Here is an 18,863-nt window from a genome sequence, read left to right on the forward strand (position 1 = left end):
CTCTCCCCTGCCCTCGCCCTCCCCCGCATGCGGGGGAGGGAGCGCGCCGTCATCGTGGGCTAATGCCCCGGCAGCTTCTCGAACGTCGCCATGCCGGCGGGGATCGCGTGGAATTCCTGCTTGTCGCAGGTGTAGATCGCCATCTGCGGATGGAACTGCTCGGGCTCGTCCAGCGTGCCGACCTTCAGGATCGCTGCGGGGAGGCCCGGAACCTTGGTTACCAGATGCGTGCCGCATTCGGGGCAGAACTCGCGCGTCACGGCGCGCTCGAGGTCCTTGCGGGTGAACTGCTTGGGCTGCCCGATGATGTAGCTGAAGCCGGCCACCGGCATCGCGATGAAGGTGTTGGGTGCGCCGCCCGAGATGTACTGGCACTCGCGGCAATGACACTGCGCCTGCATCATAGGGTCGCCCTCGGCCACGTAGCGCACTTCGCCGCAATAGCATCCGCCTTCCAAACGCATGACGACCTCCCGGTTTGTTGTTCGTTGTGGTCGATATTTCTGCGCCGGCAATCTGGAATGGCAATCCTTTTCTTTGCTTCTTTGCCGCGCGGCGCAAAAAGAAAGGGGCTCCAGCTTGCGCTGGAGCCCCTCAACGGTCGGGGCATTGCCGGGTATGTGCCCAAACCGTAGTTGTGGACGCGGTCTCCGAGGAGACCGTGCCCGGGAGGAGACGTTACATGTTGTAGGCGCGCTCGGTGTGCTCGGTGATGTCGAGGCCTTCACGCTCGCTCTCGACATTGGCGCGGAGGCCAACGATCACATCGACGACCTTGTAGAGGATCGCCGAACCGACGCCCGACCACACCAGCGTGGTGCAGACGCCCCAGAACTGGGACACCATCTGCGCCGCGAAGTCGTAATCGGCAACCTTCGGCGGGATCGCGGTGTAGTCGATGATGCCGGCGCCGCCGAGGGCGGGGTTCACCAGGATGCCGGTACCGAGAGCACCGACGATGCCGCCGATGCAGTGCACGCCGAACACGTCGAGGGAGTCGTCGTAGCCGATCGCGTTCTTCACGACGGTGCAGAAGAACAGGCAGACCACGCCGACCACGAGACCGAGGACGATCGCACCCATGACGCCGGAGAAGCCGGCGGCGGGCGTGACGGCCACGAGACCCGCGACAGCGCCGGAGATGACGCCGAGCACCGACGGGTGACCCTTCACGATCCACTCCGCGAACATCCACGACAGCGCGGCGGCTGCGGTGGCGACGAAGGAGTTGGTCATGGCGAGGGCAGCGCCGCCGTTGGCTTCGAGGTTGGAGCCGGCGTTGAAGCCGAACCAGCCGACCCAGAGCAGCGAGGCGCCGATCATCGACATGGTCAGCGAGTGCGGAGCCATCAGCTCCTTGCCGTAGCCGGTGCGCTTGCCGATCAGGAGAGCGCCGACGAGACCTGCGATGCCGGCGTTGATGTGCACCACGGTGCCGCCCGCGAAGTCGATCGCGCCCTTCTTGAAGATCCAGCCGGCGTCGGCGTTGATCTCGTCGAGCTTGGCCTGCGCCGCGGTCTTCGCCGCTGCATCAGTCGCCGCAGCCAGAGCCTTGGCAGCGTCCTGGATCGCGTCCGGGCCGGGCCAGTACCAGACCATGTGCGCGATCGGGAAGTAGATCAGCGTGACCCAGAGCGGGATGAAGAGAGCGATCGCCGAGAACTTCATGCGCTCGGCGAAGGCGCCGACGATGAGGGCGGGCGTGATCGCCGCGAAGGTCATCTGGAAGCACATATAGATGAGCTCCGAGATGTTGGCGTCGACCGAGAAGGTCGCGGCCTTCGAGTCGGTGGTGACGCCCATCATGAAGGCCTTGGAGAAGCCGCCGATGAAGTCGGAACCGCCGGTGAAGGCGAGGCTGTAGCCGTACACGGCCCAGATCACGGTGACGACGCAGACGGTGTAGAAGACCTGCATCAAGACCGAGAGCATGTTCTTGGAACGGACGAGACCGCCGTAGAACAGCGCAAGACCCGGGATCGTCATCAACAGCACGAGGACTGTCGATGTCAGCATCCAGGCGTTGTCTCCCTTATTGACCGTTGGCTCGGCATAGGCTGCGGTCGCAGCGAACAGGCCGACTGCGAGAGCCGCCAATCCCGCGCCATAGGGACGCTTGAACGTCATATTATTTACTCCTGATTGGATAAGGTTGAGCGCGAAATCAAAGGGCCGCGGCATCGGCCTCGCCGGTGCGGATACGAACCGCATGGTCGAGGTTGATGACGAAGATCTTGCCGTCGCCGATCTGTCCGGTTTTCGCGGCGGACGTGATGGCGTCGATGATCTTGTCGACCTGGTCGGAGGCGACAGCGACCTCGATCTTGATCTTGGGCAGGAAGCTCACGGCATATTCAGCGCCGCGATAGATTTCCGTATGGCCCTTCTGGCGGCCATACCCCTTGACTTCCGTCACCGTGAGACCGTGAACGCCGATGGCGGTCAGGGCGTCACGGACTTCTTCCAGCTTGAATGGCTTAATAATCGCCATAACAATTTTCATGGGTCCTATCCCCGCTTGGGCCCGGTCCGGACGTGGCCGGGCGTTTCTCGACTGGTTCGCCACGAGGGAGAAGTTTCACTACGCGGGCACAGCCACGCCCCCTAGAATCAAATGCCGTGCCAGAACGGGCGTGTTGCCTAACGGATTATGAAAGCGGGGGTTTTCGCGTTTCGCGGGTATCGCAGTGCAGTGCGCTATTACGTCGCGCTCAAAAGCTGGTCACGACTGCTCAAAATGAGGGCACGACAGGCTGCCGACACAATGTTGCTCACGTGTCGGGCAGCTGGAAGGTATCTAATTATGGGCGAAGCTTACTGAAGTGCTTCGCCGTGCGGCGAAATACTGAGCCCCTTGAGCTCGTGCCCACGGGATGCGCGCAATCGGCCGAGCCGCTCGGGCAGAACAAAGCTTGCCGGACGGTATCCGGCCGAAGCCGCCGTCGGACCGTCAGGCAGCGTCGCGCACCGCAAAGACCCGGTCGATCAACCCCCATTCGACCCCCTGCTGTGCAGTCATGAAGTGGTCGCGGTCCAGGGTTCGTTCCACCTCCGCCTCGGTGCGCCCGCAATGCTGCGCGTAGAGCCGGGTGATGCGCCGCTTGGTCTCCTGCATTTCGTTGGCATGGATCAGGATGTCGGACGCTTGGCCCTGGAAGCCGCCGAGCGGCTGATGCACGTGAAGGCTCGCATTGGGCAGCGCGGCGCGGTGGCCTGGCTCGCCGGCCATCAGCAGGAACGAGCCCATCGAGCGCGCGGTGCCCATGCACAAGTATGAACCGGCGCCTTGATGAACTGCATGGTGTCGTACATCGCCAGTCCACTGGTGACCACGCCGCCGTAGGAGTTGATGTAGAGATTGATCGGTCTGTTCGGATTCTCCGCCTCCAGGAACAACAATTGCGCGCAGACCAGTCCGGACATCGCATCATTGACCTCGCCGTTGAGGAAGATGATGCGCTCGCGCAGGAGCCGCGAATAGATGTCGAAGGATCGCTCGCCGCGGGCAGATTGTTCGACAACCATAGGGACGAGCTGAAGCATGTCGCGCATTGGCGACCTCCATGTTTGCAGGCGATGAAGTCTTGTGCTGTTAGGCCGCCATCATCAGGCAGCAATTGGTGTTGGCCGGCTGCTGCAGTTTCGCGAGGTCGTCGCAGGCTTGCTGGATGATGCGGAAGCGGGTGCCGCCGTCCTCGTTCGGCTCGATCCGGAAGATGACGTGGCTCTCGCGAAACGGCGGCTCTGAATCGCGAAGCCGGTAGCGCACCTCTTCGCCTGCGATCGTTGATTCCGGCTCGGCGCCCGCAAGGTCGCAATCCGGCAACCAGCGCTCGCGCAAGGCCGGAATGGTCACGGCGCGCCAGACCTTTGCCGGCGGCGCATCGAAATCATATTCAAGCACCAGGGCTTCGTCGGGACGATCAGGCTTCGCGGCGTCGCTCATCGGTCCAGGTCCTTATTAATCCAGGTCCTTATTGATCCATGTCCTTGAGGAGATCGGCGAGTGCTTCCATGCGCTTCGGCCAGTAGGCGCGGTAGCGCGCAAGCCATGCCCCGATGGCGACGATTCCGTCCGGGTCGACTTCGTAGTTCACAAAGCGGCCCTGCCGCTGTTCACGCACCAAGCCTGCCGCACGCAGCACCGCGAGGTGCTGCGACATCGCCGGTTGGCTGATCTCCAATCCGTCGCGCAAAGCGCTCGCATTCAGGCTTCCGCCAGCGAGCTTCTCAAAGACCCTTCGACGCGTCGGGTCGGCCAGCGCCTTGAAGATGTCGGCTTCGATCATGGCAACACATAAGCATACACTTATGTGATGTGCAAGTCCTGGGCTTAGGCTGCTCGATTCCTCGAACCGCTCGCCCGCAGCTTACTGCAGGGCCTCACCGTGCTGCGAAATATCCAGTCCCTCGAGCTCGTGCTCGCGGGATACGCGCAAGGGCACGAACAGGCCGACCAGCTTGAGCAGGATGAAGCTCACGCCTGCCGCCCAAACGAAGGTGACGGCGACCCCATAAAGCTGGATCAGAAGCTGCCGCGGATGACCTTCGAGCAGGCCGGCGGTGCCGCCGATGGCGCTGGTTGCGAACACCCCGGCGAGCAGGGTGCCGGTCAGACCGCCGATGCCGTGGACGCCGAACACGTCGAGCGAATCGTCATAGTCGAAGCGGTGCTTCAGCCAGGTGCAGGCCCAGTAGCAAACCGCCCCGGCGATGATGCCGATGACGATGCCATGCCACGGCGCGACGAAGCCCGAAGGCGGCGTGATGGTGCCGAGGCCAGCGACCGCGCCGGAGATCATGCCGAGCACGGAAGGCTTGCGCCGCGTCGACCATTCGATTGCGCCCCAGGTCAGCGCGCCGGAGCAGGCCGCCAGATGGGTCGCGATGATCGCCAGCACCGCGCGCGAATTGGCCGCGCCGGCCGAACCGCCGTTGAAGCCGAACCAGCCGACCCACAACAGGCCAGTGCCCATCACGGCGAGCGACAGATCGAACGGCGAGAGATTTTCGGTGCCGTAGCCGTGGCGGCGCCCCATCACCTTGGCGGCGACGAGGCCGGCGGTGCCGGCCGACAGATGCACCACGAGGCCGCCGGCGAAATCCAGTACGCCCATGCTGGCGAGGAAGCCGCCGCCCCACACCCAATGCGCCAGCGGAATGTAGACGAAGATGAACCAGGCGACCGAGAACAGCAGATAAGCGGAGAACCGCATGCGGTCGGCGACCGAGCCCGCGACCAGCGCCACCGTGATGATCGCAAACGTCATCTGGTACAGCATGAACAGCGATTCCGGGATGGTCTTCGCGGCCGGGTTGACGCTGTCGAGCGTCATGCCCGCCAGGAACCAGCGGTCGAGCGTGCCGATCCAGGGGCCGTCGCCGACAAAGCAGAGCGAATAGCCGAACGCGACCCAGAGAATCGAGATCATCGTCACGGCGGCAAGGCTCTGCGCCATGGTGGCGAGCACGTTCTTCTTGCGCACCATGCCGGAATAGAACAGCGCGAGGCCGGGGATCGTCATCATCAGCACCAGCGCGGTGGCGACGATCATCCAGGCGGTGTCGGCGGTGTTGATCTCGGAACCCGCGGCCTGCGCCGGCGCGGCAACGATCGACATAAGTCCGGCCGGCGCAGCTACAACGGCCGCGCGGCGCAACAATCCCGCCATGTCATTTCCCCCAGCATAGAAATTGCGTCGCAGCTGTGGCGTCGTTGCCCGGCGCGATCGAAGAAGATCAAAGCGTTTTCAAGCGAAGTGGATACCGGTTCGCGTGAAGAAAACGCGTCAAAACAAGAATCTAGAGCGCGTCGCTGTCGGTTTCGCCGGTGCGGATGCGCAGCGCGTGGTCGATCGGCGTGACGAAGATCTTGCCGTCGCCGATCTGCCCGGTGCGCGCCGTGGCGGTGATCACGGCGACCGCCTTGTCGGCGACGTCGGAGGCGACCGCGATCTCGATGCGCAGCTTCGGCAGGAAGTTCACGACATATTCCGCGCCGCGATAGATCTCGGTGTGGCCCTTCTGGCGGCCATAACCCTTTACCTCGGTCACGGTCATGCCGTGGACGCCGATCGCCGTCAGGGCCTGGCGGACCTCATCGAGCTTGAAGGGTTTGATGATCGCGACGACGAGTTTCATGGTCAGGCCTATTCCCCGGGATGCGCCGCGCCGTATGTCCCCGGCGCAGCGTCAATCTGGCATCTTTCCGGGCAAATGGCATAAAAAAATTGCAGATTGAAGCGGAAAAACGTTTGGCGTTGTGAACGGCCGCCTCTGTACAGGGCAGCCGTTCATCCGTCACAATGCATTTTTGGCATGGATGCGGTGAACCGAAGCGTCCCAGCCGGTACATAAGTATGTTTGAGGGGGACGTTTCATGGCGAGTTGGTTCTACGCATCCGAGGGCAAGCAGCAGGGGCCCTTTCCCGAAGGGCAGTTCCGCGACCTCATCGCCCAGGGCGTCGTGCGCCCGGATACGCTGGTGTGGACCGAGGGCATGGCCGGCTGGCAGAAGGCCGCCGAGATCCCCGGCCTGGTCGGCGGCGGCGCGCCGCCGATGATCCCGGCCGGTGGTCCGCCGACGATGGGCGGCCGCGGCAATGGTGGCGCCGCCGGCGGATCACTGTCGGTCGATTTTGGCATCCTCGAATTCACCTGGCGCAGCATCGTGATGCTGATCGGCATGTGCTTTGTCATCCCGGCGCCGTGGGTCTTCGTCTGGTACACAAAATGGATCGTGCCTTGCGTGAAGGTCCCGGGACGCCCGAACCTCAGCTTCACCGGCAATGCGATGGCGCTGGTGCCCTGGTTTTTCGGCTTCATCGTTCTGGCGATCGCGATCGGCTTCATCGGCAGCCAGTTGCTGAGCAACCTGCTGTTCCTCGTGCAGATCGTTCTCTACTGGCTCCTCATCAAATGGATCGTCGCGAACCTCGCCTCCAATGGGCAGCCGCTCGGCCTCAGCTTCACCGGCTCGGTCTGGGCCTATGTCGGCTGGAATCTGCTGTTCGCGATCTCGATCATTACCATCATCGGCTGGGCCTGGGTTGCCGCGGCTCAGATGCGCTGGTTCTGCCGCAGCATTGAAGGCACGCGGCAGACCGAGCTCGCCCCCCGCGGCTCCCTCTAGGCGTTACGCCCTCCGCTCGCGCACGGAGCCTTCCTGCGCGACGGAGGCGACCAGCGTGCCGTCGGGCTTGAAGATCGAGCCGCGGGTCAGCCCGCGGCCGCTTCGCGCGCTCGGCGAATCCTGGGCGTAGAGCAGCCATTCGTCGGCGCGGAACGGGCGGTGAAACCACATCGCGTGGTCAAGGCTCGCCGGCATCATGCGCTTGTCGAACAGCGTGCGGCCGTAGCGCGCCATGATCGCATCGAGCAGCGAGAAATCCGACGCGTAGGCCAGCGCGCACATGTGCAGCGCCGGATCGTCGGGCAGCTTCGCCGCGGTCCTGATCCAGACGTGGATGCGACCGTCCTCGATCTTCTGGCCGAAGTAGCGGCCGAGCTCGACCGGGCGCAGCTCGATCGGACGGTCGGATTCATAGTAGCGGCGAATGAACTCCGGCATCTCCTTGAACAGCGGCTGCTTCGCCACTTCCTCCGCCGTCAGCTTTTCCGGCGGCGGCACGTCCGGCATCTTGTCCTGGTGATCGAACGCGCTCTCCTCCTCGGCATGGAACGACACCATTATCGAGAAGATCGCGTTGCCGTGCTGGATCGCGGTGACGCGGCGGGTCGAGTAGCTCTTGCCGTCGCGCAGGCGCTCGACCTGGTAGATGATCGGGATCTGCGGATCGCCCGGCAGGATGAAATAGCAATGCAGCGAATGCGGCAGCCGGCCCTCGACGGTGCGGCAGGCCGCGACCATTGCCTGCCCGATCACCTGGCCGCCGAACACCCGCTGCCAGCTCGTCTTCGGACTGTTGCCGCGGAACAGGTTCACCTCGAGCTGTTCGAGGTCGAGGATCGAGATCAGGTCGATCAGGCTTTTGGACATGATTGTGCTTTCGAAAATCTCGTCATTCCGGGGCATCGCGCCAGCGATGAACCCGGAATCCCGAGCGATAACCTCTGGATTCCGGGTTCGCGCTTCCGCGCGCCCCGGAATGACGGAATTGGGCCGTTCCGCCCTTGTTTCACCGCACTGTTTCGCCCACCTCAAGTCTGCTAGCAAGACCAAGAACAGGCGAAGTATTGGCCGGGAAGCTTGGTATGTCGGTACAGGGTAGCATTGTCATTGGCGGCGGCGCGTTTGCGGGCCTGGCGCTGGCCTTGGCGCTCCGCCAGGGGCTCGGGCCCGAGATTCCCGTCATCGTCGCCGATCCGGCGCTCAGCACGCGGCCGAGCCGGGACCCGCGCGCCACCGCGATCGTCGCCGCCTGCCGCCGCCTGTTCGAGGCGATCGGTGCCTGGGACGACGTCAGGGGCGAGGCGCAGCCGATCCTCGACATGGTCGTCACCGATTCCAAGCTGGAGGACGCCACGCGTCCGGTGTTCCTGAACTTCGCCGGCGACGTCGCGCCGGGCGAGCCCTTTGCGCACATGGTCGAGAACCGCCGCCTGATCGACGCGCTGGTCGTGCGTGCCGAGGCCGAGGGCATCGATCTCCGCGCCACCACGGTCGCCTCCTACGACGCGCGTTCCGACGGCATCGACGTGACGCTCGGCGACGGCAGCGTGATCGCGGCCAGCCTGCTGGTCGCCGCCGATGGTGCGAGGTCGAAGCTGCGCGAGCGCGCCGGCATCGCCACCAATGGCTGGGAGTATGACCAGTCCGGCATCGTCGTCACCGTCGGCCATGAGCGCGACCACGAAGGCCGCGCCGAAGAGCACTTCCTGCCCGCAGGTCCCTTCGCGATCCTGCCGCTGTCCGGAAAGCGCTCCTCGCTGGTCTGGACCGAGCGCCGGGCTGAGGCCGCGCGCATCATCGCGCTCAGCGACGAAGAGTTTCACGGCGAGCTCGAGCAGCGCTTCGGCCTGCATCTCGGCGAGGTCAAGGCGCTCGACAAGCCGCGCGCATTTCCGCTGTCCTATTTCGTGGCGCGCTCCTTCATCGCCGAGCGCCTCGCGCTGGTCGGCGATTCCGCCCACGTCATCCACCCGATCGCGGGCCAGGGCCTCAACATGGGGCTGAAGGACGTCGCCGCGCTGGCCGAGGTCGTCGTCGATGCCGCGCGGCTCGGGATGGATCTCGGCGCGGCCGACGTGCTCGAGCGCTACCAGCGCTGGCGCCGCTTCGACACCATGGCGATGGGCGTTGCCACCAACTCGCTGAACTTCCTGTTCTCCAACCAGTCGACGCTGCTGCGCACCGTGCGCGACATCGGCCTCGGCCTCGTCGACCGCGCCCCGCCGCTGAAGAATCTCTTTATCCGCCAGGCCGCAGGCCTGACGGGCGAGGTGCCGCGGCTGCTGAAGGGCGAGGCGCTGTAGTTCTTATCCTCGCTGGCGCTCCACCCTCCGCTCGTCGTCCCGGACAAGCGCGCCCCAAGCGCGCGCAGGTCCGGGACCCATACGCCGCAGCAATAGTTTTGCGAAGACACGGAGTTACCAGCGTCGCGCCAAACCCCTCCCTGGGGTTATGGGTCCTGGCCTTCGCCAGGACGACATCGCGATTGTTGCGCGGCCGCTGCGCAAGACTGCGACCTCAATCGATCTTCCGCGCCTCTTCCGGCAGCATGATCGGGATGCCGTCGCGGATCGGGTAAGCGAGCTTGGCGCTGCGCGAGATCAGCTCCTGCTTTGTGGAATCGAACTCCAGCGGACCCTTGGTCAACGGGCAGACCAGAATCTCCAGCAATTTCGGATCGACGCTGGTTTCGGGGCGTTCGGTGGGCGCGTTCATTGTGGTCTCCGGCGATCGGCTGCCTCTAGCACAGAAATTCGCGCCCGCCGAGTGACCCGTTCCATTGGAATGGGTCACTCGGCAGAGATCATCCGTAGCAGGTCGTCGAGCAGGCCCTGGAGCCGTGCCGCCGGCACCGGCGGGCCCGACAGGGCGAAGCCGAGAAATGTCCAATAGAGGATCTGCGCGCGAGCCTGCGCCGTCGCCGGGTCTAGCCCGCGCTTGTCCAGGAGCTGCTCGATATAGTCGAGCCTGCGGCGGTCGATCGCGCGCACCGCGGCTTGCGCGGCGGCATCGAATGCCGCCCAGTTGCGGACCGCGCGTTCGAGATCGAGCCGCGCGCCGAAGGACCTGCGCAGCAGCGCCTTCAGCGGCTCGTCGCTGGCGGCTTCGACATCGGCAATGATCTGCTCGGCCGCGATCTCGCGCCAGCGTTTCAGCACGGCGGCATGGAACGCGCCGAGATCGGCGAAATGCCAATAGAAGCTGCCGCGCGAAACCCCGATGGCCTTTGCCAGCGGGTCGGCCTTCAGCGCCGTGAAGCCGCTTTTCGCGAGCGCCTTCAGCCCCTGTTTGATCCAATCGTCGGCGGAGAGCTGTTCGGTCATGCCAGGTTCCCGGAACTTGACCATACACTAGTGTATTGACAGGCGGCAGGCCAGCCCCTATGTCTCCATACAGTTATGTACGGAGATATCGATGCGTGATCTGTTGCTCCAGTGCGCCGGCGTCCTGACCATCGTCGTGGCCCTCATCCATGGCATCCTCGGCGAGACCAAGGTCTTTGCTCGCGCGAGCATCGATCCGGAACGGCTGCGCACCCTGATCCGCCTGGTCTGGCAGGCATCGACCGTCGCCTGGATCGGCGGCGGCGTGCTCCTGATCGCGGCGCCCTGGATGGACTCGGCGCCGGCGCGCCACTGGATCGTCATCACCATGGCCTGCGTGTTCGGTTTCTCCGCCTTCGCCAACGCATGGGCGACACGCGGCCGGCACTTCGGCTGGATGGCGCTCAGCGCCGTCGTTGCCATGACGGTTGCCGGCTACTGAGCTCGTCGTAGACGCCTTCCCGCTACGGCGGACGGCGAGCCGTTGCAGATGGAGCTTCAAACATGGCTCTGACACTCGTCACCGGGGGCACAGGCCATCTCGGCCGGGATATCGTCGATCGCCTCGTTCGCGACGGACGTCACGTCCGGGTGCTTGCGCGATCGCCGGGCACGCGACCGGACGTCGAATGGGCGATCGGCGACCTCGCCACAGGCGCCGGGTTGCGGGACGCGCTGCATGACGTCGACACGGTCATCAACGCGGCGACCTATTCGCCGATCGCGCGGCGCGGCGGCATTCGCCCGACAGACTTCTTCACCTCGCCCTCCGCCGTGGACGTCGAGGGCACCGGGCGCCTGCTGTCCTCCTGCGGGGAGGCCAGGGTGCGGCACTTCCTCCACGTCTCGATCGTCGGCCTCGATGAGGCAACCCTGCCCTACGCGCGGGTCAAGCTTGCCGGCGAACGGCTGGTGCGTGCATCGGCTCTGTCCTGGTCGGTGGTTCGCGCGATGCCGTTCTACTATCTGCTCGACAGCCTGCTCTCGGGCCTCGCCTGGCTTCCGGTGTGGCCGGTACCGACGACGCTGTTCAATCCCGTCGATACGTCGGATGTCGCCGACCACGTCGTGGCCTGCGCCTTCGGCGGGATGCGTGGCGAGCGCGCGGAGATTGGCGGCCCCGAAGATCTCGAGCTTGTCTCGCTGGCCCGCCGGTATCAGGACGCCCGGGGGCTGCATTCTTTCGGACGCGAAGGCGCGCGGCATGGGCTTCGTCGTCAGCCAAGGCGTTCGCGGACGGCTCTCCTGGGCGGACTGGCTGCAACGCAACTACCCCGCTGCGCGAAGCGCGATCCAGGGATGACCAGCCCGGCCGGCTGAGTGCCTCCGTCCCGTGAGACGTAAGGCCGCAGCGGCCGTTCAAATGCGTGCTGCATGCGGAGAGCGCTGATCTTTCTCGGATCGTTAGAATATCTCTAAAGCGAACCGGCCCCGAGCCGCATTGACTTCATCATGTGCTTTGCTTCCTTCCGTCCCGCTTCGCGGCTTCCCGCGCAGCGCTCACGACAAAGGAGGAGACGTTCGTGAAGGTCATTCGTGTTGTTGCCACGGTACTGACGATCGGGATTGGCACGGGATCCGCCGCCATGGCCGACGGTTTCAAGAACTGCACCAAGCTCGACAAGGCGTCGTGGAAGCCGGCGAGCGAAGCCGAAGCCAAGGCCAAGGCGCTCGGTTACGAAGTGCGGCGCTCCAAGGTCGAAGGCTCGTGCTATGAGGTCTATGGCGTCAAGGAAGGCAAGCTCTACGAGCTGTTCTACAGCCCCGAAGATCTCAGCCTGAAGCACACGATCGCGAAATGACTTGCGCGAAATGACCTGCGCGAAGTGATCTGCGCAAAGTAAGGCTTGAGGGTGGTCTTCGCTTGATCGAAGAAGCGGTGCCAGAAGCGCGCGGGGAGTCCGACAGGAGCCCCGCGGATCGAACTGCTCCGCGCACGATCGCGGTCTGGGACCTCCCGTTGCGCCTCTGGCACTGGGCCCTGGCGATCTGTGTTCTGGCCGCGTGGTTCACCCCCACCGTCTTTGACCGCCTGCACCGCATCGTCGGCTATACGGTGCTTGGGCTCCTGGCCTTCCGCCTGGTCTGGGGTTTTTGGGGAAGCCGCTATTCGCGCTTCCGCATGGTCGGCGTCAGGCTTCGCGCGGCGCCAGGCTATCTCTGGAACCTGCGCCGCGGCATGACCGGCCGCTACATCGGTCTCAATCCCGCCGGCACGTTGATGCTGGTGGCGCTGCTGGCCTCGCTCGCCGTCTCCACGATCACGGGAGCGATGTCGGTGACCGTCACCTTCTTCGGCGTCTGGTGGGTCGAAGACGGCCACCATTATTCATCGGACGCGGTCATCGTCCTGGTCGTGCTGCACGTCGTGGGCGTGCTGCTGATGGGGATTCTCCAGCGCGAGAACCTGATCCGCGCGATGATCACCGGACGCAAGCGCATCCGCACGCACCTCTAGACGTTCGTTGCCGATCACGGCGCACGTCCGCCGGCCGTCGATGGCGCAAATTTCCGCAGATCGAATTGCACAGGCCGCGTTAACCCGCTGGTAATCATGCAATCAGGCGTTGCACAAAATTAACGCGAAGAACGTCTAGGCGATCCACCATCGACGATATTGACGAGGGGAGCGCTATTGGATGTTCCGCGTTTTTTCCTGCCTTACGGCCGAGCACGATTGGCGTCTCGTCCTGCTTGCCGGCCTGGTGTGCTTCGTTGCAAGTATCGTTGCGGTCAGCATCTTTCATCGTGCGGTCGCCTCGCGGGCCTGGGCGCGGTTGATCTGGGTTGCGATTGCCGGCGCCGCCATCGGCTACGGAATCTGGGCAACGCATTTTGTCGCGATGCTCGCCTACGAGCCCGGCGTCCCGACCAATTACGGCCTCGTCCTGACGGTGCTGTCGCTCGCCGCGGCGATGATTCTGACCTCGGGCGGTTTTGGCGTTGCCGTCAACAATTCCGGCCAATGGCGCGCAGCTGCCGGTGGCGGCATCATCGGCGCGGGCATTGCAAGCATGCACTATATCGGCATGTGGGCCCTCGAGGTCCCGGGTCGCGTGACCTGGTCGCCGGGGCTGTGTTGATCTCGATCGTCCTCGGCATGGTGCTGGGCTACGCTGCGCTCGCCGTTGCCCTGGGCCACAAGGACAAGTGGGGGACCTTTGCTGCGGCGCTGCTGCTGACGCTCGCCATCGTGTCGCACCATTTCACGGCCATGGGGGCCGTGCAAATCGTTCCAGACCCTAAGCTGGCAAGCGATACATTGTCGCTTTCTCCGACCTTCCTCGCCGTGGCAATTGCGGGCGTGGCCCTGTCGGTGCTCGGGATGAGCTTCGTCGGCGTGCTGGCGGATCGCCGCCTTGCGACCAGAACCAGCAGATTCGAGCAAATCATCAGTGAGCTCTCGCTCGCCCGGCAGCAGGTGGAAGATTCGCAACAGGAAATCCAGGAGCAGAAACTCAGGCTCGATACGGCCATCAACAACATGGTCGAGGCCCTGTGCATGTTCGATGCGGAGAAGCGACTTGTCGTCTGCAACGAGCGCTATGCCCGACTCTATCAGCTGCCGCCGGAACTGTTGAGAACGGGGACACCGCACGCCGACATCATCAGGCATCGCGTCGTGACCGGCATCCTCAAGAGCGACACCAGCGAAGGCGCTGCCAAGCAATTCCTCTCGAAACTGGCTGCGTTGCCGTTCGATGCAGTCTCGAGCAGAATCGACGAGTTCACGGATGGTCGGTTGATCTGCGTGACGCGGCAGCCAATGGCCGGCGGCGGGTGGGTGGCTACGCATCTTGACGTCACCGAGCAGCGCCGGTCCGAGGCCAAGATCGCTCATATGGCACAACACGATGCGTTGACAGATCTGCCAAATCGCGTGCTGCTCAGGGAGCGGATGGAGCATGCCATTGCGGTTACGCGCAATGGCGGCCTCGATCTGGCCGTGCTCATGCTGGATCTCGACCGCTTCAAGGAAGTCAACGACACGCTGGGACATCCGACGGGCGATTCCCTGTTGCGCGCCGTCGCCGCGCGTTTGCGCGAATGCACCACGGAAACCGCGTTGATCGCCCGGCTGGGCGGCGACGAGTTCGCCGTGATCGATTACGTGACCAACCCGGCCGTGGAGGCCGCCGCCCTTGCCGAGAACATCAGGAAGGCGCTTTGCGAACCGTTCGATCTTGGTGATCACCGGGTCACGGTGGGCACCAGCATCGGCATCGCCATCGCGCCACGCGATGGCAACGATTCCGACGTGATCATGAAGAGCGCGGATCTCGCCCTCTACTCGGCCAAGAGTGGTGGACGTGGTGCATTCTGTTTCTTCGAGCCGGAACTCGACGAGCTCATGCATGCGCGACGCAACCTGGAGCGCGACATGCGGGATGCGATTGCCGGCCGTCAGTTCGAGCTCCACTACCAGCCGTTCGTCAGCCCCGCGACCGGCAAGGTCAATGGTTTCGAGGCCTTGCTACGCTGGCATCACCCGCAGCAAGGTCTGGTCATGCCGAGCGAATTCATCCCGCTCGCGGAGGAGACCGGCTTGATCGTGCCGCTGGGAGAATGGGTCCTGAGAACCGCCTGTGCCGAAGCCGCCAAATGGCCCGCGCATGTCAGGATCGCGGTCAACCTGTCTCCCGCTCAGTTCAGGAGCAAGGAGCTTGTTCCAGTCGTTATCGGCGCGCTGGCGAGTTCGGGAGTTGCGCCGCACAGGCTCGAGCTCGAGGTCACCGAGACGGTGATCATGCATGACAGCGAAGCCGTTTTCGCCGTCCTCGGCCAATTGCGCGAGCTCGGTGTGCGAATCGCCCTCGACGATTTCGGTACCGGCTATTCATCGCTGAGCTTTCTGCAAAAGTTCCCGTTCGACAAGATCAAGATCGATCGCAGTTTCGTCAACGAACTTTCGAGCGCAAGGGCAGAGGCGCGCCATCTCGCGCGCGCAGTGGTTCGTTTCGCAGTCAGCCTCGGCAAGACGACGACCGCCGAAGGCGTCGAAACCAAGGAGCAGCTGGATATCCTCTGCGAAGAGGGGTGCCTCGAAACGCAAGGCTACTATTTCAGCCGGCCGATGCCTGCATCCGACATCGCCAGGATGCTGCGGCGAGGTGCCGGCGCAGCCGTTCGCGCTGCCTGAGCAATTCAGGCCCTCACTGCAACGGCGGATCGCCGCTGGTGCGCTTCTTGGCGAGGTCCATCTCGGTCACCGCGATCAGGATCTCGGCGCGGGTCTTCAAGTCGGGCGCCTCCAGCATGGCCTGCTTTTCCGCGGGGCCGTAGGGCGACATCATCGCCAGCGCGTTGACCAGCGCCTCGTTGGGCGCGCTCTCGACGCCCTCCCAGTCGACCTTGAGATTGTTGGCCTTCAAGAAGTCCGCGAGCACAGCCAGCAGCGCCTCGCGATCGACCTCGTCCTCGCCCATCCGCGCGGTGAAGTCGTCGACATAGGTGAAGAAATCCACCTTGCACTGCCGGTAGGCGGTGAGCACCTCGAGCTCCTCGACCACCTTGAAGCGCGAGACGCCGGTGAGCTCGAGGATGTAGCGGCCGTCGCCGGATTCGGCGAGCTGGGTGATGCGGCCGACGCAGCCGACGCGGAACAGCGCCGGCTTGTCGGAGTTCTTCGGCGAGTGCGCCACGTCAGGCTGGATCATGCCGATCAGGCGATGGCCGTCGCGGAAGGAATCATCGACCATCGCGAGATAGCGCGGCTCGAAGATGTTGAGCGGCATTTGGCCGCGCGGCAGCAAGAGCGCGCCCGGCAATGGGAATACCGGAATGATCTCCGGAAGGTCGGCGGGCCCGCGATATTCGATGTTGATCGGCATCTGGTCCCCGCTGAAGTCCCGCGCGCTAGAGCATGATCCGGAGCCGGAGGGCCGCGTTGGCACAAATTGCGAAGCGGTATTCCGACAAGATCATGCTCCAAAAATAGCCGCGCGCCTACGAAAAGAGGATGGTCGACAGGCGCTTGCGCCCCTCGACGGTTGCATCATCCGTGCCGCCCCAGGCCTCGAAGAACTGCACGAGCTGCTTGCGGGCGCCGTCGTCGTTCCATTTGCGGTCGCGCTTGATGATCGCGAGCAGCTGCTCGGTCGCGGCTGCCCGGTTGCCCTGCGCGTTGAGGGCGGTCGCGAGATCGAAGCGTGCCTGATGATCGAGCGGATTTGCGGCGACTTTCTGTTCCAGCTCCGCCACCGGCCCCAACTGCTCCGCCTGCTCGGCGAGATCGATCGCGGTCTGCACGGCCTTCACGGCGGGGTCGTTGCGCTTGGATTCCGGCACCATGGCCAGCGTCTGCTTGGCCTGCTCCATCGCGCCCGAGACGGTGTAGCACTTGGCGAGGCCCGCGAGCGCCGCGATGTTGGTCGAATCGTGCGAGAGCACCTCGGCATAGATCTGCGCCGCGGCGGCGGCGTCGCCCTCGGCGAGCACCGCCTCGGCCTCTTGCAGGATCTCGGCGATATTGGGCTCGCCCGGCGCCGTCACGCCCTTGGTCAGCTTTTCGATGAAGGCGTTGAGCTGGCTCTCCGGCACCGCGCCCATGAAGCCGTCGGCCGGCTGGCCGTTGACGAAGGCGATCACGGCCGGGATCGACTGGATGCCCATCTGGCCCGGGATCGCCGGGTGCTGGTCGATGTTCATCTTGACCAGCTTGACCTTGCCCTTGGCCGCCTTGACCGCCTTTTCCAGCACGGGGGTGAGCTGCTTGCAGGGGCCGCACCACTCCGCCCAGAAGTCGATCAGCACCGGCTGGCGTTTCGATTCCTCGATGACGTCCTTCACGAAGGTCTGGGTGGTGGTGTCCTTGATCAGATCGGCCGCAGCCGGGCCCACCGCTCCGTTACCCTGGTCGATGATCGTCACGGGATTCCCTCGTCTCATGTCTGGAATGGCGGGTCTTTAGCACGTCGCTAATGCATATGCTTCGTTGTCGGCTCCTAAATTGGGCCGGGGCGGCCGAATTTCAATCCGTCGCGGCCGATTCGCCGGTTCCGGGGCATTTTCGGTCGATTTGGCCAATTTCGGGGTCCATATAGGCCCGAAGATACCAATCTATGCCGCCGGTAGCTGTTGCATTCCCCTCCCGCTTTTGGCATACGACAGCCGTTGCCGGCGCGTCACGCGACCGACACAGGATGCGGGTGTAGCTCAGTGGTAGAGCACGACCTTGCCAAGGTCGGGGTCGAGGGTTCGAGCCCCTTCGCCCGCTCCAATTTTTCCCAGAGCATCCAGCCAAACCGGGTCAGGCCGTGGTTTTCCACGCCGCTGGCGGCTGTATTGGGTCTGCAATGACAATTCTCATCACCGGCAGCGCTGGCCATCTTGGGGAGGCCCTTCTCCGCACGCTCCGCGGGCGCGGGTCCGCTGTGCGCGGGGTCGACCTGAAGCCATCGCCCTTCACCGATGCCGTCGGCTCGATCGTCGATCCGGACTTCGTGCGGCGCCAGATGGACGGCGTCACCGCCGTGATCCACACCGCGACGCTGCACAAGCCGCATGTGGCGACCCACGGCAGGCAGGATTTCGTCGACACCAACGTCACCGGCACGCTCAATCTGCTCGAGGCGGCCGTGGCCGTCGGTGTGCGCAGCTTCGTCTTCACCAGCACCACCAGCGCGTTCGGCTCGCAGCTCCGCCCCGAGGCCGGACAGGCCGCGGTGTGGGTCACCGAGGACCTGTCGCCGGTGCCGAAGAACATCTACGGCACGACCAAGCTGATGGCGGAGAGTTTGTGCGAGCTGTTCTTTCGCGAGCGCGGGCTGCCGGTCGTCGTCTTGCGGACCTCGCGCTTCTTTCCGGAGGACGATGACGATCCTTCGATGCGGTCGGCCTATGCGCTGGACAACGCGCAGGCCAACGAGCTGCTCTATCGCCGGCTGGATATAGCGGACGCGGTGAGCGCCCATCTGCTCGCCGTCCAGCGCGCGCCCGACCTCGGCTTCGCCCGCTACATCGTGTCGGCCACGAGCCCGTTCGAGCCGCACCATCTCGCGGCGCTGGCGCGCGATGCGGCGGGTGTCGTGCGCGAGCTCTATCCGGATTGCGCGCAGCTCTATGCGGCGAACGGCTGGCGCCTGTTTCCGCAGATCGATCGCGTCTACGTCAACGATCGTGCGCGGCACGAGCTGGGGTGGCGGCCGGAATTCGACTTCGCGCATGTGGTGCACAGCCTCCGCGCGGGACAGGATTTTCGCAGCGCGCTGGCGCGCGAGGTCGGGTCGAAGGGCTATCATGATGCGGTGTTTGACGACGGACCCTACCCCGTCGCCTCGTAAGCGCCGCCTTTGCTGTTTTGCTCGACGCGTCAAACGTCTGCCCGGCGTCACCGGGCGCAGCATGGTCTTTGCCGGTCTACTGTGCATGGGGTTGTTTTCGCGTTTTTGTGCGGCCGCCTCTCCTAC

19 protein-coding genes, 1 tRNA gene and 2 pseudogenes are annotated in these 18,863 nt (G+C 64.4%); 9 read left to right on the forward strand and 13 right to left on the reverse strand.

Annotated features, from left to right (window positions below):
- Positions 1-59: 59 nt before the first annotated feature.
- From ACFLEY_RS00225 to ACFLEY_RS00260, 8 genes and pseudogenes are all read right to left on the reverse strand, one after another.
- The gene (locus tag ACFLEY_RS00225) at positions 60-464 is read right to left on the reverse strand and encodes a GFA family protein (RefSeq protein WP_028174984.1); all 405 of its coding nucleotides are present in this window, start codon (positions 462-464) and stop codon (positions 60-62) included.
- Between the two features lie 214 nt (positions 465-678).
- Positions 679-2,127 (reverse strand): ammonium transporter, encoded by a 1,449-nt coding sequence (locus ACFLEY_RS00230; protein WP_028174983.1) that lies wholly within the window; start codon positions 2,125-2,127, stop codon positions 679-681.
- Positions 2,128-2,164: 37 nt separating this feature from the next.
- Positions 2,165-2,503 carry a P-II family nitrogen regulator gene (locus tag ACFLEY_RS00235; RefSeq protein WP_060909617.1) on the reverse strand — a complete coding sequence of 113 codons (339 nt, stop codon included), beginning with the start codon at positions 2,501-2,503 and terminating at the stop codon, positions 2,165-2,167.
- 447 nt (positions 2,504-2,950) lie between these two features.
- Positions 2,951-3,552: pseudogene (locus ACFLEY_RS00240) on the reverse strand (ATP-dependent Clp protease proteolytic subunit).
- A gap of 40 nt (positions 3,553-3,592) precedes the next feature.
- Positions 3,593-3,946 (reverse strand): SRPBCC domain-containing protein, encoded by a 354-nt coding sequence (locus tag ACFLEY_RS00245; RefSeq protein ID WP_060909619.1) that lies wholly within the window; start codon positions 3,944-3,946, stop codon positions 3,593-3,595.
- 28 nt (positions 3,947-3,974) lie between these two features.
- Positions 3,975-4,289, reverse strand: a complete 315-nt coding sequence (locus ACFLEY_RS00250; protein WP_011083437.1) for a helix-turn-helix transcriptional regulator — start codon at positions 4,287-4,289, stop codon at positions 3,975-3,977.
- Positions 4,290-4,370: 81 nt separating this feature from the next.
- A complete protein-coding gene (locus ACFLEY_RS00255) occupies positions 4,371-5,672 on the reverse strand; it encodes an ammonium transporter (RefSeq protein ID WP_211433341.1) in 1,302 nt (433 codons plus the stop codon).
- Between the two features lie 130 nt (positions 5,673-5,802).
- Positions 5,803-6,141, reverse strand: a complete 339-nt coding sequence (locus ACFLEY_RS00260) for a P-II family nitrogen regulator (RefSeq protein WP_008142802.1) — start codon at positions 6,139-6,141, stop codon at positions 5,803-5,805.
- Between the two features lie 238 nt (positions 6,142-6,379).
- On the opposite strand from ACFLEY_RS00260, the gene ACFLEY_RS00265 reads away from it, so the two are divergent.
- The gene (locus ACFLEY_RS00265) at positions 6,380-7,132 is read left to right on the forward strand and encodes a DUF4339 domain-containing protein (RefSeq protein ID WP_249162726.1); all 753 of its coding nucleotides are present in this window, start codon (positions 6,380-6,382) and stop codon (positions 7,130-7,132) included.
- A gap of 3 nt (positions 7,133-7,135) precedes the next feature.
- Here the strand turns inward: ACFLEY_RS00265 and tesB are convergent, their stop codons facing one another.
- Complete coding sequence (gene tesB / locus ACFLEY_RS00270) at positions 7,136-7,999, reverse strand: acyl-CoA thioesterase II (protein ID WP_028174978.1); 864 nt, start codon at positions 7,997-7,999, stop codon at positions 7,136-7,138.
- Between the two features lie 215 nt (positions 8,000-8,214).
- Here tesB and ACFLEY_RS00275 point away from each other — a divergent pair, with 215 nt between their 5' ends.
- The gene (locus tag ACFLEY_RS00275) at positions 8,215-9,435 is read left to right on the forward strand and encodes a ubiquinone biosynthesis hydroxylase (protein WP_011083432.1); all 1,221 of its coding nucleotides are present in this window, start codon (positions 8,215-8,217) and stop codon (positions 9,433-9,435) included.
- Between the two features lie 214 nt (positions 9,436-9,649).
- Here ACFLEY_RS00275 and ACFLEY_RS00280 read toward each other — a convergent pair whose 3' ends face one another.
- Both ACFLEY_RS00280 and ACFLEY_RS00285 read right to left on the reverse strand, forming a co-directional pair.
- Complete coding sequence (locus ACFLEY_RS00280; RefSeq protein ID WP_028174977.1) at positions 9,650-9,847, reverse strand: Trm112 family protein; 198 nt, start codon at positions 9,845-9,847, stop codon at positions 9,650-9,652.
- A gap of 74 nt (positions 9,848-9,921) precedes the next feature.
- Complete coding sequence (locus ACFLEY_RS00285; RefSeq protein WP_211433342.1) at positions 9,922-10,455, reverse strand: TetR/AcrR family transcriptional regulator; 534 nt, start codon at positions 10,453-10,455, stop codon at positions 9,922-9,924.
- 91 nt (positions 10,456-10,546) lie between these two features.
- Here ACFLEY_RS00285 and ACFLEY_RS00290 point away from each other — a divergent pair, with 91 nt between their 5' ends.
- The 5 genes and pseudogenes from ACFLEY_RS00290 to ACFLEY_RS00310 all read left to right on the forward strand — a co-directional run bounded on the left by ACFLEY_RS00290 (position 10,547) and on the right by ACFLEY_RS00310 (position 15,595).
- Complete coding sequence (locus ACFLEY_RS00290; RefSeq protein WP_396604466.1) at positions 10,547-10,897, forward strand: hypothetical protein; 351 nt, start codon at positions 10,547-10,549, stop codon at positions 10,895-10,897.
- Between the two features lie 62 nt (positions 10,898-10,959).
- The gene (locus tag ACFLEY_RS00295; RefSeq protein WP_249162727.1) at positions 10,960-11,775 is read left to right on the forward strand and encodes an SDR family oxidoreductase; all 816 of its coding nucleotides are present in this window, start codon (positions 10,960-10,962) and stop codon (positions 11,773-11,775) included.
- Positions 11,776-11,978: 203 nt separating this feature from the next.
- Positions 11,979-12,257, forward strand: coding sequence for a PepSY domain-containing protein (locus ACFLEY_RS00300; RefSeq protein WP_060912806.1), 279 nt, complete (start codon positions 11,979-11,981; stop codon positions 12,255-12,257).
- 62 nt (positions 12,258-12,319) lie between these two features.
- Entirely contained in the window at positions 12,320-12,913 is a 594-nt protein-coding gene (locus ACFLEY_RS00305) for a cytochrome b/b6 domain-containing protein (protein WP_171901166.1), read from the forward strand.
- Between the two features lie 181 nt (positions 12,914-13,094).
- Positions 13,095-15,595, forward strand: a pseudogene (locus ACFLEY_RS00310) (EAL domain-containing protein).
- A gap of 13 nt (positions 15,596-15,608) precedes the next feature.
- On the opposite strand, the gene ACFLEY_RS00315 reads toward ACFLEY_RS00310, so the two are convergent.
- Both ACFLEY_RS00315 and trxA read right to left on the reverse strand, forming a co-directional pair.
- Positions 15,609-16,286 (reverse strand): LON peptidase substrate-binding domain-containing protein, encoded by a 678-nt coding sequence (locus ACFLEY_RS00315; protein ID WP_011083424.1) that lies wholly within the window; start codon positions 16,284-16,286, stop codon positions 15,609-15,611.
- A 115-nt stretch (positions 16,287-16,401) separates the two neighbouring features.
- Positions 16,402-17,325 (reverse strand): thioredoxin, encoded by a 924-nt coding sequence (trxA, locus tag ACFLEY_RS00320; protein WP_060909622.1) that lies wholly within the window; start codon positions 17,323-17,325, stop codon positions 16,402-16,404.
- A gap of 274 nt (positions 17,326-17,599) precedes the next feature.
- On the opposite strand from trxA, the gene ACFLEY_RS00325 reads away from it, so the two are divergent.
- Both ACFLEY_RS00325 and ACFLEY_RS00330 read left to right on the forward strand, forming a co-directional pair.
- A tRNA-Gly gene (locus tag ACFLEY_RS00325) sits at positions 17,600-17,674 on the forward strand.
- A 76-nt stretch (positions 17,675-17,750) separates the two neighbouring features.
- Positions 17,751-18,737, forward strand: coding sequence for an NAD(P)-dependent oxidoreductase (locus ACFLEY_RS00330; protein ID WP_060909626.1), 987 nt, complete (start codon positions 17,751-17,753; stop codon positions 18,735-18,737).
- The last annotated feature ends 126 nt before the right edge of the window (positions 18,738-18,863 follow it).

It is taken from the genome of Bradyrhizobium sp. YCK136 (genome assembly GCF_044570075.1).
In the GTDB taxonomy this organism is placed as follows: domain Bacteria; phylum Pseudomonadota; class Alphaproteobacteria; order Rhizobiales; family Xanthobacteraceae; genus Bradyrhizobium; species Bradyrhizobium diazoefficiens.